The sequence below is a fragment of the Streptomyces sp. NPDC104831 genome (assembly GCF_055583025.1).
Genome location: NZ_JBVJOT010000005.1, coordinates 18,703 through 35,690, shown reverse-complemented (window position 1 = coordinate 35,690; position 16,988 = coordinate 18,703). Strand labels below are relative to the sequence as shown.

Here is a 16,988-nt window from a genome sequence, read left to right as displayed (position 1 = left end):
TCTGATCTGCGCGTTCGCAGGTGAGAGGGGTTTTTGCCGTGGTGAGCGGATACCGCGTGCCCGCTGTGACCCCGCCGCGGCCCGCCGTGCGGCGGGGTCAGTGGTGCAGGGGGGATCTGACGGCCGCGCGCAGGGGTTCCAGCAGCTGGTTGGTCTCCTGGATGCCGGGTGGGGAGCCGAGGTCCGGGATGCTGCGGTACGGCAGGGCGACGAGCGGGTCGTCCGCGAGGCGGTCGCCGAAGAGGACGACGCACCGCTGGGACGGGTTGCGCCGGGAGGCCCAGATCATCCCCATGGCGTCGGGTGCCTGGGCCCTGATCTCCCGGGCCCACCGGCGCGTGTGCGCGTAGTGCTCCGGGCCCTCGTCCTCCAGCAGGCGGTTGTCCTGGCAGACGGCGGCGAGGGCCGCCCCGGACAGCAGCGAGACCAGTTTCAGTTCGCACCGCGTGCGCACCACGTTCAGCGCCCTGCCCCGCACCTGGCGCCACATGACCAGCCGCATGCCGGTCTCCGGGTCGTAGGGGACCGAGCGCAGCAGGGTCTCGGCGAGCGCGGTCTCGGGGTCCGTCGCCGCGTACAGGCAGGGGTACGGGTCCTCGGGTGTGCCGTGGAAGCGGCCGGGCGCGGGGTCGTCCGGGTCGAACGGCTTGAACTCCACGGGCGCGAACCGGGACGGGTGCATCCGCCAGAGCGGGGTGCCGGCGGGCAGCAGCTCCCAGTGCGGCCGGAAGCGGTAACCGGAGGGCGACACGGTTGCCTCGTGCATCAGTCCCCCTCCACCAGTGCCACGGCCGCGCCCACCAGGTCGCGGTCCGGCCGGACGCCCAGCAGCGCGGCGGGCGGTCCCCCGCCGAGCCACAGATTGCGGCTCAGCCACCAGTCGGCGGCGCCCCACGGGTCCACGTCGGCCAGCAGCACCCGGTTGATCCGCAGGACGACCGCGTACGGTGCCCCGCCGCCCGGCTCGAACTGGAACTCCGGGTAGCGGTCGCCGCGGCCGGGGTCGGCGAGCCGGATCAGCTCGGGCGGTGGCGCGGCGCCGTGGCAGCGGGCGCGGGCCTCGGCGGCCGAGAGGGCGGGCGCGTGGAGCAGTCGGCGTTCGACGGCGGCGATGACGGCCGCGGTGCCGGGGGACGGCGGCGGACCGGCCGCGAGCCGGGTCAGCAGGTCCCGGGTGCGCAGCACGACCGGCCGGCCGGCCGTCGCCGCACCGGCGAGCCGGGCGGAGTCCAGGGCCGCGCGCACCGGATGGTCGTAGGGCAGCGGCACCAGGCAGAGCCGTACGGCCTGGAAGGCCCGGCGTACGGCCCTCGGGTCGTCAGGCGCGGTGCCGGCGAGGGCCCGCAGCCGTGTGAGCAGCAGCTCGTACTGCTCGGCGGTCAGCCGGGCGCGGATGTCGTCGAGGTGCTCGTCGACGAGGGCGAGCAACCTCGTCCCGCCGTCCTCACCCGTGGTCATGCGGTCTCCTTCCCCGGGCCGGGGTGGCCCTGGTGGATGAACGCGGCCCACAGCAGGGGCCGGCGCAGATCGGGCCGGCGGACGTCCGGGCGCAGGTCGTCGGTCAGGCAGCCCGGGTCCTCACGGTCCGGGTCGAGCATCCACGACTGCGCGGCGCGCAGGGCGTCCACGGGGCTGAGCCCGGCCCGCAGACGGTGGTGGAAGACCGTCATCAGCAGGGCCGAGGCGCTGTCCTGGGCGATCCACCGCGAGCCCACGACATCGCGTGCGCCGCCGGAGACGAACGCGGTGGTGAGGGTCAGGGCCTCGTCGTGGTCCCGGGTGCTCAGGTCGGTCTCGCAGGCGCTGAGCACGATCAGCGGGCCGTCCGGCGCCGCGGGCCCGGCGGGCCCCGGCCGGTCGAGGAGCCGGGTCACGGTGAGCCGGCCGCTCTCCTCGCCGTCGGCGGGGGCGAGGTGCAGGGCGGACTCCGTCGGCCGTACGCCCGCCACCCCGTGCGTGGCCAGATGGACCACCGAGTGGTCCTGGGCGAGCAGGGCCAGCAGCTGGTCCGGGGTTCCGGCCGGCACCGAGTCGGGCGGCAGGGTGGCGAAGTCGCCGTACAGCCGCGCCCCCGGATAGAAGGCCTCGCGCAGCTGGAGGACCTCCGGCTCGGCGAACGTCAGGGAGAGGCTCGGGTCGGCCACCAGGGCGGGGGCGGAGACCGGGGCGCGGGGCGCGCGGGTGATCGTACGCAGGAACTGGCTTCCGGACGCCGCGTAGCTGATCACCAGCGCCTGGCAGAGGTAGTCGTACGGGGCGCCGGCGGGGAAGCGGGCGGCGTGCCAGGGGACCACCCCGAGGCGGCCGCAGGGCACCAGGACGACCCGGGGCGTGCGACGGCCGGGCCCGCTGTCCGGCAGGTGCTTCTCCAGCCCGGCGAGCACGTGGGCGAACACCTCGTACGCCCAGTCGCACAGGTCGTCCAGGGCCTCTTCCCACGCCTGCCGCTCCGCCGGGCCGCCGTGGTCCGGGCCGGCGGAACGGGCGGCGGCCGCGTCCAGGTACCGCCTCAGCGGCTCGGACTCCGTCTCGGCCAGCATGGGCAGGGCGCCGAAACCGATGCCGATCTCCGGGCCCACCGCGAGCAGCATGCCCGGGGCCGCGCCGCCGTCACCGGGGACCAGGTAGATCAGCGCGTCCGCGCCGGACTCGCCGACGCCGTCCGCGAGTTCGCGCAGCGTGGGGGTGCCGAGCAGGCCGCCCCGGTCCCGGTAGCCGAGGGCCTCCAGGGCCTTGCGGCGCAGGGTGCTGGGCAGCCCGGCGGGCAGTTCCCCGGTCTCCTGGGCGCCGGAGTCCCGCCAGGCTTCGGCGAGTTCGGCATGGCCGCGCTCCTGGAGCAGGTCCGGTACGGCCTTCGAGGTGGCCGCCGCGTGCAGCACGAGGGCCCGGCCCAGCTCCAGCGCGGTGACCGCGTCCTCCACCCTGCCGTGCGCGGCGGCCCACAGGGCGGCCCGCACGCCGAGGGAGGCGCCGTTGCGGGCGGTCGTCAGGCGGTGTTCGGCGCCGTGCTGGAGGAGGACGTCGGCGGCGAGGGTGGCCAGGGCCTCGTTCGCCGCGTCGGTGGCGGCGTCCGCGTCGGACGTGTTCCGTTCCCGGTGCCAGCGGGCGCGGTAGGACTCGGCGAGCGTCCACAGGGACTCGGCCGCGACGCGCGGGGCCCGGCCCTGCCGGATGTGCTCGCGCAGCCGCTCCAGCGTGGTGACGGCGGCGTCGAGGTCGGCCGGGTCCTTGGTCAGGCTGTAGCGCATGCCGAGGCGGTTCGCGGCGGAGTGCAGCCGGTCGGCGGGGGCGTCGGGCGGCGGCACCTCCCGCTCCGGGAGGCCGTCGGGGGCGTCGGTGAGGTAGGCGCGCAGGGCCGCGAGGTCGGGGACCATCGCGTCGAGATCCTCGTCCCTGATCGGCAGGACGCTGTTCCGCGCGGCCTCCCGGCCCTCGTCCAGGTCCGCGAAGCCGCGCAGCATCAGCTCCTTGTCCAGGGTGGAGCGGCCGAGCATGAGGCGGACCGCGGCGCGGGCGATGAGGGCCATGCAGCGGAAGTCGTGGTCCTCGGGAACGGAGCCGGCGAGGGCCTCCGCGCGGGGCAGCAGGTCGCGGAGCTGTCGCACGTCCTCGGCCTGGCCGGCGACCCGGACGGCGGTCACCAGCTCCATCACGTCCGCCATGACCGCGAAGCCGTCGGCCATGGGGATCGGGCTCCGCGACGTGCGCCGCAGGTAGTCGACGAGGGACCGCGTGTGCGCGAGACCGAGTTCCAGGTCCTGGAGGGTGCCGCCCGCGCCCTCGCTCACGTTCAGCAGCATGGCCATCATGCCCTCGATGCCGTCCCGTCCCGGCACGCCGTCCGGCAGCCCTTCCAGCGCCTCGCGCAGCCGCCGGAGCTGCTGCTCCAGGGCGGCGGGATCCCCGCCGCCGGCACCGTTCACGAAGTCCAGCGACGTGGTGTTGACCGCCTGCAGCGCGACGAACATCCGGCGGAAGTCGTCGGGGGTGCGGAGCGGGGACGGGGGGCCGTCGCCGGGTGGGGCGGCGGTGCGGGTGGGGGGCCGGGGGGCGTCCGCGCCGGCCGGGGCCGGGCCGGTACCGGCGCCGGGTGCCGGGTCCGCGCCCGTGCGCGGATCCCCGCCGGCGCCCGGGCCCGTCCCTGTCTCCGGACCCGCCCCCGTCTCCGGGCCCGCGCCGCCGGCCGTCCTCAGCAGGTCCGTCATCATCTGCCGCATCCGCTCGGTGAACGGACTGCCGTCGTCGGGCAGGAGGCTCGTGAACAGGTCGGTCATCCCGTCCGCCGAGGGACGGTCGTAGAGGTCGCGCACCTGCCGCAGCTGCCGCAGCTGCTCCGGCGGCAACGGCAGCTCGGCCGCGTCGGCCACCAGCTCCCGCACCCCGGCCGCGAAGGCGGCCATTCCGGCCGGGCCCTCCCGCGCGATCATGTCGAACATCGCGGTGGCGTCCGGTTCCGGCGGCAGCCCGCCCAGCATCTCCTGCAACGGCATCGCGTGGGTCAGCAGGAACAGCGCGGCCCACCGCCGGTCCTCGGCACGGACCGCGGCGCCGATCTCCGTCGCCGCATCCCGCGCGTCCCGCAGCAGGCCGTGCGCCCGCTCCCGGTCCGCGGGCACCCCGCCCCCGGCGACGTGCCGCAGGGTGAGGGCGCCGCCGAGCCACACGGTGACCGAGCCGCGCAGCCCCGGATCGTGGTCCAGCAGCCGGGAGAGGGCCTCCAGTTCGCCGACCGCGTCGTCGTGGGCGCGGGAGGCCTTGACGACGGTGTCCGGCGCCGGCAGCAGCGCCTTCGCCCGGCCGATGGCCTGGTGGGCCCAGGCCCGCACCGCCCGGACGCCCCCGCTCTCTTCTTCTTCCCCCACCGGCACTCCTCCCGTCCCGAGGACGACAGCCCGCTCCGGCCCCCATGATGACGAGACTTCCGCCACCACGAGGGCCGAATGCCGGGCTTTTACGGCCGGCGCCCGTTCGGCACCCGGAACCCGCCCGGGACCCGCCCGGGCGGTCAGGGGCGGTGGACCGGTGCCTGGAGTTCCGTCACCCAGTCGTCGCGGTCGTCCGGGCACTCCAGGCTGATCTCGCGGGGGTAGCCGGCCGAGTGGTAGCCGTGGGTGTCGATCCAGTGGGCCAGGGCCTGGGCCGTGGGCAGCACGGTGTCCATCGGGCCGCGGTGCACGATGGTCGCCGCCCGGTCCAGGGACGGCAGGTCGAGGACGCGGACGGCGCCGTCCTGGAGCGGTGCGGAGACCTGGACGGCGGCGTGCACGGTGATCCTGCCGCCGCCCTCCGGGGCGTCCTCGTAGGAGGCGATGCCGGGACCCGTCGGGGCGATGCCCGCGCTGTCCAGGCGGCGGAACAGCTCTTCGTAGAGCGGGCCGATGACCGGGCCGATGTCCTCGGGCTGGTAGCTCTCGGCGGTCGCGGTCAGCTCCGCCACCCGGACGGCGGGGACGCTCTTGAGGACGACATCGTTCGTGGGCATGTGCCCCTCGCTCTCGATCGCTCGGAGCCGCGCCTCGACCTGGACCAGCCGTGCTTCCGTGGCGGCCATGGCACTCTCCAGCTCGGCCCGCCGCAGCCGCAGCATGCCGCGCAGCTCCTCGGCGCCGACCTTCTCGTCCACGATGTCCCGGACCTGGCGGAGGGTGAAGCCGAGGTCCTTGAGCGCGATGATCCGGTTGAGGCGGGCGAGCTGGGCGGCGCCGTAGTGGCGGTAGCCGCTGGCGGGGTCGACGTGGGCCGGGCGCAGCAGGCCGGTGGCGTCGTAGTGACGCAGCATCCGGACCGAGACGCGGCCGTGCCGGGCGAAGTCTCCGATGGTGAACATGATGTCTCCGAGTCGACCGCCTGACACGGTGTGAGGGTCAAGAGGGGCCCGGTCGCCGAGGGACCGGAGGAAACGGCGGGGGACTTCGTGGCCCGCGCCCGGTCAGCGGCGGGCGCCGTCCAGCGCCGGGGCCGCCTCGCGCAGGGCCTCCTCGGGGGTCAGCCGGGCACCGTCGCCGAAGGACCGGGTGAAGGCCGCGTCGCCCAGGACGGCGCGGGCGGCCCGCTCGACACGGTCGACGTCGGTGCGCTCGGCCGGCGGCAGGGGCGCGCCCACGCTGCGGCGGGCCGCGTCCGCCGCGCCGAGCAGCAGGGCCGCGCAGGCCGCGGCGGGGCCGGTGCCGCGCAGGGCGGCCGCGCCCGCGAGGCCCTCCAGGGACAGCGCGAGCGCCCGTGGCTCGCCGATCGCGCGGGCCACCTCCAGACCGCGCAGATGGTGGGCCGCGGCCCCGTCGGCGTCGCCGCGCAGTTCGGCGACGAAGCCCAGCTCGGCCAGCAGCAGATGGTCGCCGGCCTGCGAGGACACGTCGGCGTACCCCTCGCGCAGGTGCCGCAGATGCGCCTCGGCGGCGTCGAGGTCCCCGGAGCGGCGGGCACCGAGCGCGAGCCCCATCCCGGCGTGGATCTCCCCGTACTTGTAGCCCTGCTCGGCGGCGCTGCGCCGCGCCTGCTCGTGCAGGTCGCGGGCGCGGTCCCAGTCGTGGGACAGCAGCGCGAGCCGGCCGAGGCCGGACAGCCGGGCCGACACCTCGGCCGCGAGGCCCAGTTCGCGGGCCATCCGCAGCCCCTCGTACTGGCGGTGCACGGCCTCCTCGTACTCGCCCTTGATCTCCGCGAGCGCCGCCAGCGGTGACACCGTCTGGAGCTCGCCCCAGCGGTCGCCCAGCTCACGGAAGAGCGCGGCGCTGCGCCGGCCGTCACGGCCCAGCCCGGCGAGGTCGCCGCGGATCAGCGCGAGCGTGGCCCGCAGGCCGAGCGCGGCGGCGGTGCCCCACTGGTCGCCGGCGCGGGTGAACAGGGTCAGCGCCCGGTCGTTCAGCTCCCCGCTGTCGGCCACCGCCCCCGCGCTGAACAGGCCGTACGCGCACAGCCACAGCGACCGGGCCCGCCGTACCGGGTCGGCGCCGACGGGTTCGTCCGGCAGGGTGTCGGCCGGGTCGCGGTCACCGGTGAGCAGGGCGAACGCCGTGTACAGCAGGGTCAGTTCGAACCGGTCGCCGTCCGGGGCGGCCGTCGTCGCGGTGTCCAGCACCGCGCGCAGGCTGCGGCGCGCCTGGGCGAGCCGGCCGCGCAGCAGCCACCACCAGGCCAGCGCGGTGGCCAGCCGGGCCGCCTGCTCCGGGTGCCCGGCGGCGGCCCGGCGCACGGCCTCGTCCAGGGCCGAGCGCAGATTGCCGGACTCGGCGTCGAGCCGGGCGAGCCAGGACCGCTGCCCGGGGCCGCGCAGCTCGGGCTCGGCGCGTTCGGCGAGCGCGAGGTAGTGGCGCAGATGCCGGTCGCGTACGGCGGCGAGGTCCTCCAGCTCGTGCAGTCGCTCGGTGGCGTACGCGGCGACGGACTCCAGCAGCCGGTAGCGCGGGCCGGCCGGTCCGGTCACGACGACCACCAGGGACCGGTCGACCAGCCGGGTCACCAGGTCGGGCACCTCGGGGCAGGCCACGCCGTCGCCCGCGCACACCGCCTCGGCCGCCCGCAGGTCGCAGCCGTCGCTGAACGCGGCCAGCCGGCGCAGCACGATGCGCTCGGGCGCGCTGAGCAGTTCCCAGCTCCAGTCGATCACCGCGCGCAGGGTCTGCTGGCGTTCGGGTGCCCCGCGCCGTCCCGAGGTCAGCAGCTGGAACCGGTCGCCGAGCCGGGCCGCCAGCTCGCGCACGCCGAGCGCGCGGACCCGGGTGGCCGCCAGTTCCAGGGCGAGCGGGATGCCGTCGAGGCGGCGGCAGATCTCCGTGACGGCGGCCCGGTCGCCGTCGTCGCAGGCGTCGGGGGCGAGCGAGAAGCCGGGGGCCGCGGCGGCGGCGCGCTGGGTGAACAGCCGTACCGCGTCGTCGGTGGGCAGCGGCTCGACCAGGAACACCTCCTCGCCCGGCAGGCCCAGTGGTTCCTGGCTGGTGGCCAGGACGCGCAGGCCGGGCGCGGTGCGCAGGAGCAGGGCGGTGAGTTCGGCGGCGGCGTCCACGACGTGTTCGCAGTTGTCGAGCACGAGCAGGGTGCGGCGGTCGCGCAGGACGGCGGCGAGGTGGTGCGCGGGGGAGCGGGTGCCGGCACCGGAGACGGGTACGGCGGAGGGCGCGTGGTCGCTGATGCCGAGGGAGGCGGCGACGACCTGGGCGAGGTCGGCGACGGCCCCGCCGCGCACGCCGGAGAACTCCACGAACCAGGCGCCGTCGGCCGGTTCGGCGGCGGACGCGCCACCGAGCAGGGCGTCGGCCGCGGCCACGGCCAGCCGGGTCTTGCCCACCCCGCCGGGGCCGGTCAGGGTCACCAGCCGGGTGGCGCGCAGCAGTCCGGTGACCTGGTCGAGCGCGTCGCGGCGGCCGATGAGGGGGGTGAGGGAGGCGGGCAGGTTGGAGGGGGCGGGCGCGGGGGGCGGGGCGGGCTGCGGTGCGGCGGGTTCCGGGGCGGGCGCGGCGTCGGCGGGGGCGGGGGCGGGGCGGGGCGCGAGGGCCAGCGCGGGGTCCTGGCGGAGCACCGCCTGGTGCAGCGCGGCGAGTTCGGGGCTCGGCTCGACGCCCAGGTCGGCCACCAGCCGGGCGCGCAGGTCCTCGTAGGCCGCGAGGGCCTCGCTCTGCCGGCCGGCCGCGTACAGCGCCCGTATCTGGAGCGCGCGCAGCCGCTCCCGCAGCGGGTGCCGGGCCACCAGGTCGGCCAGCTCCCCGGCGAGCAGCACGTGTTCGCCGGCCGCGAGGCGGGCCTCGGCCTGCTCCTCCAGCACGGACAGCCGCTGGTCGGTCAGGCGCTGCGCCGCCCCGCGCACGAAGTCGTGGTCGGCGAAGTCGGCGTAGGCCGGACCCCGCCACAGCCCGAGGGCCTCGGTCAGCAGCGCGGCCCGCTCGTCCGGGCCGGTGACGGCGCGGGCCCGGTCCACCAGGGCGCGGAACCGGTCGGCGTCCACCTCGTCGGTGTCCTCCAGCCGCAGCCGGTAGCCGGCCGGCTGGAGCGGCACCCGGTCCCGGCCCAGCACCCGGCGCAGCTGCGAGACCTTCGCCTGGAGCGCGCCGGCGGGCCGGCCCGGCGGGCGGTCGCCCCAGAGGTCGTGGATCAGCCGGTCGGCGGAGACCGGTCCGCCGTCGTGTGCGAGCAGGGCGGCGAGCAGCGCCCGGACCTTCGCCTCGGGAACCCTGACGGCCACCCCCTCGTCGTCCCACACCGTCAGTGGGCCGAGCACCCCAAACCGCATGTGCGTCACTGTACGTCACGGAGCCGGTCCGGTTGGGTGTCCGCCCGGTCCCTACGGCGTCCACCAGGGGTTTTCCCCGGTCGCCGGTCGTGCGTCAGCCGTCCGTCAGCCGCTGCCGGGCGCCCGTGAGCGGGCCGTAAGCCGTTCCGAAGCTTTCCCGAAGCGCCCCGGCGCATGGTCGTTCCCACCGAGCCGTCGTGGCAGGTGCGGTGAAGGAAGAGGAAGCGGCATGACCAAGTACGCGGGCCGGACGGCCGTAGTCGTCGGAGAGGCCACCGCCATCGGGCTGGCCGTGGCCAAGCGTCTGGTGGAGGGCGGCGCCCAGGTCGTGCTGACCGCCCGCACCACGCGGGAGCGGGACCGCCTCGGCGGCGAACTGGGCTCCGCCGCCCGGGTCGTCGCGCCTTCGGACGTGACCGCCTGCCTGGGTCCCGGGGGTGCCGTCGACTGGCTGTTCGCGGATGTCGTGGCCACCGCCCGGCCGCTGCTGGCACGCCTCAGGGACGGTGGCGCGGTCGTCCTCATGACCCCGGCGCCCTCGCCCGCCGCCGTGCACGCGCTGGCCGGCGAGCTGGTCTCCCGGGGCATCCGCGTCAACGCCGTGGCGCCGGGCTGTATCGAGGCGCCGGGCGGCGACGGGGTGCCCCTGCCGCCCCTGGGCCGCCTCGGTGCCGCCGAGGAGGTCGCCCGGGCCGCGCTGTTCCTGGCCACCGACGCCACGTTCACCACCGGTGCCCGCCTGCCGGTCGACGGGGGCCTGAGCCGGTCATGACGGTCATGACGGTCATGACGGCGTACCGGCGCACCCGGCCGGCGGGCCGGGGACCGCGGCCGGCGCACCGGCGCACCCGGCCGGCCGGCCCCGGGCCCTCGGGGCCTGTGGGGCCGCCCGATCCCCCCGGGCCGCCCGGTCCCCCCGGTCCGCCCCGTCCCTGGGGCCCACCCCGAGCGTTCACCCACTCCGTCCCCGAAAACCTGGAGCACACCCCATGAGCACCACACCCGATACCGCGGCCGGTTCGCCCGCGCGGACCGGCGCCGAGGCGGGCCGGCCGGGCGCCGGCGAGCAGCAGAAGCTGCCCCTGTTCGCCCTGCTGGCCCTCGCCACCGCCGTGTTCATCACGAGCCTCACCGAGACCCTGCCCGCCGGTCTGCTCCCGTCCATGAGCGACGACCTGAACGTGAGCGAGTCCGCGACCGGGCAGACGGTCACCATCTACGCCCTCGGCACCGCGCTGACCGCGATCCCGCTGACGGCGGCGACCGCCGGCTGGCACCGCAAGCGGCTGCTGCTGACCTCCATGGCCGGCTTCGCCGTCGCCAACACCGTCACCGCGCTGTCCTCCGTGTACGGGCTGACGATGGCGGCGCGCTTCGTCGCCGGTGTCGCGGCGGGCCTGGCCTGGGCGCTGCTCGCCGGTTACGCGCGCCGGCTGGCCCCGGTGCCGCTGCAGGGCCGGGCCATCGCCGTGGCGATGGCGGGCATCCCCGTCGCGCTCTCCCTCGGCGTGCCCGCCGGCACGTTCCTCGGCAAGGTGACCGACTGGCGCGTGGCCTTCCTCGCGATGACCGCGCTCACCGTCCTGCTGCTGGCGTGGATCGCCGCCGCCGTACCGGACTACCCGGGCCAGGAGCGCGGCGAGCGGCCGAAGATGCTGCACGCGCTGAAGGTCCCCGGTGTGGTGCCGGTGCTGTTCGTGACGCTGGTCTTCGTCCTCGCGCACACCATCATCTACGCCTACATCGCCACGTTCCTCGACGACCTCGGCATGGGCGGCAACACCGACCTGGTGCTGCTGGTGTTCGGCATCGCCTCGCTGGCCAGCATCTGGATCGTCGGCGCGCAGATCCACCACCGGCTGCGGGTGCTGACGATCGCCAGCTCGCTGCTGGTCGCGGTGGCCGCCGCGGTGCTGGCGGTGTTCGCGGACCAGACCGCGCTCGTCTACCTCGCGGCCGTGCTGTGGGGCCTGGGCTGGGGCGGGGTGCCGACCCTGCTGCAGACCGCGGCCGGTGACGCGGGCGGCGAGAAGGCGGCCGACGCGGCCCAGGCCATGCTGGTGACGCTGTGGAACGTCGCCATGGCGGGCGGCGGTGTCATCGGCGGTGTGCTGCTCGACCTGACCGGCAGCGACTCGCTGCCGTGGAGCGTGCTGCTGCTGATGCTGCCGGTGATCGCCGTCGTCGTGGCCGCCCGCGGCCACGGCTTCCCCGCCAAGCGCCCGGTGGCGTAGGCACGGCGTGCGGCGGCGGGGACGATCGCCCTCCCCGCCGTACCGCCGTGGCACCACCCCGTCCCCCCCATCCCCGCCGACACCGGATCGTCATCACCGGACCGTGGAGCCATGACCGAAGAGACTGGACCGACGAAGACCGCCGGGAGGCCGAAGCCGGCGCAGCGGCCGCTGCACCATGTCGAGTTCGGCTCCGGCACGCCCGTGGTGCTGCTGCACGGCCACACCGTCGACCACCGGCTCCTGCTGCCGCTGGAGCCCGTGTTCGCCGCGCGCCGCGGCTGGCGGCGGCTCTACGTCGACCTGCCCGGCTGCGGCCGCTCGCCCCGGCTGACCGGGCCGGTCACGGCGGAGGCCATGGGCGAGGCGGTGCTGCGGTTCGTGGACGAGGTCGTCGGTGCCGAGCCGTTCGTGGTCGTGGGCATCTCCTACGGCGGCCAGCTCGCCCGCGGGCTGATCGCCGGGAGGGGCCCGCGGGTGCTGGGCGCCGCGCTGATCGCGCCGCTGGTCAAGCCGGACGGGGAGCGGGCGCTGCCCGAGCGGGAGGTGCTCGCCCGGGACGAGGCGCTGCTGGCCGCGCTCGACCCGGCCGATCGCGAGGTGTTCACGAGCATCGCGCTGTACCAGGACGACGCCGGCTGGAACGCCTTCCGCGACCACGTGCTGCCCGGCTTCCGCGCCCACCACCGCGCGGACGCCGCCGCGTTACGCGAGGCGTACCTGTTCCGGCGGGCCCCGGAGTCCCGCTTCGGCACGCACGACGGCACCCATCTGGTGGTGACGGGGCGCCAGGACCACATGGTCGGCTGGCGGGACCAGCTGGAGCTGCTGGACCACTACCCGCGCGCCACCTACGCCGTCGTCGACGGTGCCGGGCACAACGTCCATCTCGACCAGCCGGACACCGTGCACGGCCTGCTGGGCAACTGGCTCGACACCCTGGCGGCACAACGCGACTGATCAGCGCCACGCGGGCCCGACGAGCGGACCGCCGAAGGTATCCCCCGGCCTTCGGCGGTCATCGGCGTGCCCGCGGCAAAGGGTTTGTTCATATGATTTTGACAACCCCTCGATCTCGGTCGGGCGGGGGCATCAGTATTGGGTCAACCGGCATTTACCGACCCGTGCCAAGGGCCCTCCATGCCCGTCGCCCGATCGCGTTTGCCCAGCTCAGCCCGGGAAGTAGCGAAGTGCCGTACGGGCGACGGACAGAATTGTGGATCCGAGGGTATTTTGTGGCTCGGGCACATGCACGATGCACCGGCCTCACAGCGAGCGTTACGAAATACGAGGGGACGTAGCGTTTATGTCGTCGAGTGAGACGCGCATGGCAACGAGCAGCGACGATCCACGTATACAGAGGTTTGTCGAGGACATATTCCGATCACTGCACAGAGTGGAACAGCACCGCTGGGCCCGGGCCTATCTGTGGGCCCTGCTCCACGGCTCCGGCAAGAAGACCCCGCGACGCATGGCCCGGGAGGACTTTTTACCCACGGCGGCGCTGCGCGGACTGCACCAGTTCATCAACGCCAGCTCCTGGGACTGGCGGCCCGTGCGCCGCAGGCTCGCCCGGCGGGTGGCCGCGACGGCCGCGCCCTACGCCTGGACGGTCGCCGAGCTGGTCATCCCGAAGAACGGCGGCCACTCGGTGGGGGTGCACCGCCGGGTGGACCCCGCGACCCGGCAGGCCGTCAACTGCCAGCACGCGCTGGGCCTGTTCCTGGCCGGCGCCCAGGGGGCCTTCCCGGTCGACTGGAGCCTGGTGCTCAGCGGCCCCTGGGCCGGCGACCCGGAGCGCCGGCGGCGGGCCCGCATACCGGACGAGGAGAGGCAGCGCCCGGTCGGCGGCCACGTCCTCGGCTACGCCGCCGACGCGGTCACGCTGCCGCACGGGGCCGGACTGCCCTGGGTCCTGGACCTGAGCCGGTGCGACGACGCGGCCGGTGTGCTCGTGGGCCTGGCCCGGGAACGGCTGGACGTGGTGGCCGAGGTCGACCCCGGCCAGATCGTGCTCGTCGGCCAGCACACGCCGACCGTGCGCACGGTCGGCGGGCTGATGGGCGTACGGCACGCCCGGCAGCCGCACGTGATGATGCGGCAGGCCCCGGACGGCCGCACCAAGGCCGTGACGATCCACACCTACACCGGCACGGTCCGGCTGCCGCAGCCGTCCGGCGCCGACGGCGGCTCGCGCGCCTACCGGATCCTGGAGCGGCCCGCCCTGGACGGCCGGCTGCCCGCCCGGTACTGGCTCACCAGCCTCACCGACGGACCGGTGGACGAGGTCCTGTCGCTGGTGCGGGGCCGGACCGCCGCCCTGTCGGCCGTCTCCGTGCTGCAGAACCGTCTCGGCGTCCTGGACTTCGAGGGCCGTTCCTTCCCGGGCTGGCACCACCACATGACGATGGCCTCGGCCGCGTACGCCTACCAGTACCTCGACGACGTCCCGGAACGCGCGCCCCTGTCGCCGCCGGCCGCCCCCGCGGCCGAGCCGAGCAGGGCCGCGGGCTGACGGCCACCGGGGAGCGAGCCAAGTGATGAAGAGGGGACGGCAGGGGTGACCAACGTACTCGTGGTGGAACGGGACGCCGCCGCGGCCGAGGCGACCGAGCGGGATCTGCGCAGACAGGGGTACACCACGCGGAGCGTGCACACCGGGGCACGGGCGCTGCGGACATACCACGACGCGGATCTGGTGCTGCTCTCGCTGGAGCTGTCGGACATGGACGGGCTGGAGGTGTGCCGGTCGGTGCGCAGCGCCGGCGACATCCCCCTGATCGCCGTGACCGACGAGGACGACGAACTGGAGCGGGTCCTCGCACTGCGCGCCGGTGCGGACGACTGCGTCGTGAAGACCTGGGGATTCCGGGAGATAAGCGCGCGGATAGAGGCCGTACTGCGCCGGGCGCACCGCGCACCGGCCCCGGAGAAGACGATTTCCCTGCGCCCGCTGCATATCGACCCGCGTACCCGTGAGGTGTGGCTGCACGACCGGCTGGTACCGGTCACCTCGAAGGAATTCGAGTTGTTGTACGTGCTGGCCCGCAATTCCGAGACGGTCGTGTCGCGGAAGGAACTGATGGCGAAGGTGTGGGGCAGCAACTGGGCCTGCACCAGCCGCACCATCGACACCCATGTGAGCAGTCTGCGGTCGAAACTCGGCTCCAGCCGGTGGATCACCACGGTCCGCGGCGTGGGCTACCGGATGGGCTACGGCGACTGCCGCGCCGCCGAGCGCCCGGAGGAGTCCGAGTGGCCGCGGACGCCCGAGCTGTCCGAGGCGTCGTAGGCCCCGGACAGCCCGGACGGTTCACCGGTCGACGGTGCGGACGGGGCCCCGTCCGGGTTCACACCGTCGCCGTCTCCAGGCGGCGCAGCAGGGGGTGCGCCGCGTCCGCGTCGCCGTCGGCCAGGGCGCGGCGGGCCCACCACGCCGACGCCAGGTTGGACGTGAGCAGGGTCCGGCCGGGCTCGCGCCGGGCCAGCTCGGCGAGCGCCGCGAGGGTGCCCATGCCGGTCCCGGTGAACAGCAGGGCGGTGTCCGCGGGCAGGTCGGACGCGGCGAGGCGGTCGCGTATCCGCGCGGTCGTGACCTGGTACGGATCGTGGTGCGGCTCCTCGCCGGGGGTCTCGCGCGCCGGCACCGTCACGACCCCGTCGACGGTGAGGCCGGCCTCCTCCCAGAAGGCGCGGGAGGTGTCGGTGAGCCACGGCTGGTACGGCGAGACCAGGCTCAGCCGGCGTATGCCGAGGGCCGCGCAGGTGGCGAGGATCGCCTGGGTGGAGGACCACACGGGGTAGCCCGTGCGCTCGGACAGCTCGGCGCAGAAGGCGCGGTCGCCGTCCGGGCCGAGCAGGTAGTGGGAGGCGCTGCACGCCACCACGGCCCCGTCCAGCCGCATGCCGCCGAAGCGGCCGAGGGTGTCGGGCAGGACCCGGTTGTAGGTCTCCAGCATGTCCTTCAGACCGAGCCCGGGCGTGGTCGGGAAGCGGGCCGTGTACACGTTCACCCGGCCGGCGAGCAGCGTGGCGAACTCCGGTTCGGCGGTCGGGTTCTCCGGCGGGACGACGAGCCCCAGCCGGGGCAGTGAGAGAAGGTCCATGTATCGCACGGTAGGCGCGCCGCGCCCGCCCGGGCGCCGTATTCGGCGGACTCTTGCGTACGGCCACACCCTTCTTGCAGACGCTGTAGTTCTTGACACTCCCTGACACTTTTCCACGGCCTTCTGACGCTCCTTTCATTGCCAGGCGCCCGCCCCGGGCCGGATTCTGTTGTGCAGCGCCAGCCGCAATCGTTCCCGGATTGCGGTTCACCGAACTCGTCCGGAAACGCTGCGGGCAACCCCTTTCCGGAACAAGGAGTGAACTGAAATGGCAGCACCGGAAAACCACGAGAAACTCCCGAACCCGCCCCTGATATCCGACGCCACCCTGCGCGACTCCGCGCACATGGCGGGCGTCGAGTTCGGCCCGAGGGACGCGGCGGCCATCGCCGGCCTGCTGGTGCGCACCGGCGTCGAACTGGTCGAGGTGGGCATGGTCTCCGGCCCCGGGTCCAAGGACGCGCCGCTGATCGAGGCCGTGCACGAGGCCGTGGGCCCCGAGCGCAGCATGACGCTGCTCGTGGTGCGCGACCGCCAGCAGGTGGCCCGGGCCCTCGACGAGGCCGAGCGGCTCGGCGTGCGCCACATCATGTACTCCATCCCCACCTCGGAGCAGCACGCCACCCTGAAGCTGGGCACGCCGAGCGCCAAGCTCCTCCAGGCGCTGGCCCGTTCGGCGATCTCGCAGGCCAAGGAGCGCGGCTTCCACGTCACCTTCAGCGGCGAGGACGGCGCCCGCACCCCCCGGGAGCGGCTCGTCCCCTACGTGACCTCCGGCTTCGAGGCGGGGGCCGACCGGTTCCGGCTCGCCGAGACCGTCGCCTACCTCTCGCCCTGGCAGATGGAGGCGAAGATCGCGGACCTCACCGCGATCGACGGGTCGGAGATCGAGATCCACTCGCACAACATGCTGGGCATGGCGGTCGCCAACTCGCTCGCCGCCGTCCGCGCCGGTGCCCGGTGGATCTCCGCGACCGTCGGCGGCATCGGCGAGCGCGGCGGCAACGCCCCGCTGGCCGAGCTGCTCACCTCGCTGCGGGTCGTGCACGGCGACACCCGCTTCGACCTCACCCACCTCACCGAGCTGTCCCGGATCGCCCTGAGGGGCGCCGGCCTCGGTGACGCCTTCCAGTCCGGCCCGACCACCCCGCACGCCTTCGCCTACGAGCTGCCCGGCCAGCTCGGCAACCCGGAGGCCTACGAGACCCTGCCGGCCGAACTCGTCGGCGGCTCCCGCGAGCTGCGGGTGCGCACCCGGCTGACCCCGGCCCTCGTGAAGTGGGCGCTGGCCGACTCCGGGGTCGACGTCGACGTCGACGCCTTCACCGCCTGGCTGACCGACCGCCAGGTGGCCGCCGGCGGCCCCGTCCTGGACCGCGACGCGGTCCGCAAGGCCGCGGTCGACTTCCAGGCCGCCGCCTGAAC

12 protein-coding genes are annotated in these 16,988 nt (G+C 75.2%); 6 read left to right on the top strand and 6 right to left on the bottom strand.

Annotated elements, in window-relative coordinates:
* Positions 1 to 97 precede the first annotated feature (97 nt).
* The 5 genes from ACZ63H_RS05125 to ACZ63H_RS05105 form a co-directional block, all read right to left on the bottom strand.
* A complete protein-coding gene (locus tag ACZ63H_RS05125; RefSeq protein WP_469862293.1) occupies positions 98 to 766 on the bottom strand; it encodes an RES family NAD+ phosphorylase in 669 nt (222 codons plus the stop codon).
* A complete protein-coding gene (locus tag ACZ63H_RS05120) occupies positions 766 to 1,458 on the bottom strand; it encodes a hypothetical protein (protein ID WP_469862292.1) in 693 nt (230 codons plus the stop codon). The genes ACZ63H_RS05125 and ACZ63H_RS05120 overlap by 1 nt, the downstream gene beginning before the upstream one ends.
* The gene (locus ACZ63H_RS05115) at positions 1,455 to 4,862 is read right to left on the bottom strand and encodes a CHAT domain-containing protein (RefSeq protein ID WP_469862290.1); all 3,408 of its coding nucleotides are present in this window, start codon (positions 4,860 to 4,862) and stop codon (positions 1,455 to 1,457) included. The genes ACZ63H_RS05120 and ACZ63H_RS05115 overlap by 4 nt, the downstream gene beginning before the upstream one ends.
* A gap of 143 nt (positions 4,863 to 5,005) precedes the next feature.
* Complete coding sequence (locus ACZ63H_RS05110) at positions 5,006 to 5,827, bottom strand: MerR family transcriptional regulator (RefSeq protein WP_469862288.1); 822 nt, start codon at positions 5,825 to 5,827, stop codon at positions 5,006 to 5,008.
* 102 nt (positions 5,828 to 5,929) lie between these two features.
* Positions 5,930 to 9,223 (bottom strand): ATP-binding protein, encoded by a 3,294-nt coding sequence (locus ACZ63H_RS05105; protein ID WP_469862286.1) that lies wholly within the window; start codon positions 9,221 to 9,223, stop codon positions 5,930 to 5,932.
* Between the two features lie 229 nt (positions 9,224 to 9,452).
* Between ACZ63H_RS05105 and ACZ63H_RS05100 the strand changes: the two genes are divergently transcribed.
* The 5 genes from ACZ63H_RS05100 (at position 9,453) to ACZ63H_RS05080 (ending at position 14,749) form a co-directional block, all read left to right on the top strand.
* A complete protein-coding gene (locus ACZ63H_RS05100) occupies positions 9,453 to 9,995 on the top strand; it encodes an SDR family oxidoreductase (RefSeq protein ID WP_469862284.1) in 543 nt (180 codons plus the stop codon).
* A 217-nt stretch (positions 9,996 to 10,212) separates the two neighbouring features.
* A complete protein-coding gene (locus tag ACZ63H_RS05095) occupies positions 10,213 to 11,457 on the top strand; it encodes an MFS transporter (protein ID WP_469862282.1) in 1,245 nt (414 codons plus the stop codon).
* Between the two features lie 111 nt (positions 11,458 to 11,568).
* On the top strand, positions 11,569 to 12,417 hold the full coding sequence (locus tag ACZ63H_RS05090) for an alpha/beta fold hydrolase (RefSeq protein WP_469862281.1): 849 nt from the start codon (positions 11,569 to 11,571) through the stop codon (positions 12,415 to 12,417).
* A gap of 346 nt (positions 12,418 to 12,763) precedes the next feature.
* The gene (locus ACZ63H_RS05085) at positions 12,764 to 13,972 is read left to right on the top strand and encodes an IS701 family transposase (RefSeq protein ID WP_469862279.1); all 1,209 of its coding nucleotides are present in this window, start codon (positions 12,764 to 12,766) and stop codon (positions 13,970 to 13,972) included.
* 45 nt (positions 13,973 to 14,017) lie between these two features.
* Complete coding sequence (locus ACZ63H_RS05080; protein ID WP_469862277.1) at positions 14,018 to 14,749, top strand: response regulator transcription factor; 732 nt, start codon at positions 14,018 to 14,020, stop codon at positions 14,747 to 14,749.
* Positions 14,750 to 14,807: 58 nt separating this feature from the next.
* Here ACZ63H_RS05080 and ACZ63H_RS05075 read toward each other — a convergent pair whose 3' ends face one another.
* On the bottom strand, positions 14,808 to 15,563 hold the full coding sequence (locus tag ACZ63H_RS05075) for a maleate cis-trans isomerase family protein (protein ID WP_469862275.1): 756 nt from the start codon (positions 15,561 to 15,563) through the stop codon (positions 14,808 to 14,810).
* Positions 15,564 to 15,831: 268 nt separating this feature from the next.
* Between ACZ63H_RS05075 and ACZ63H_RS05070 the strand changes: the two genes are divergently transcribed.
* Entirely contained in the window at positions 15,832 to 16,986 is a 1,155-nt protein-coding gene (locus ACZ63H_RS05070; RefSeq protein ID WP_469862273.1) for an isopropylmalate synthase, read from the top strand.
* The last annotated feature ends 2 nt before the right edge of the window (positions 16,987 to 16,988 follow it).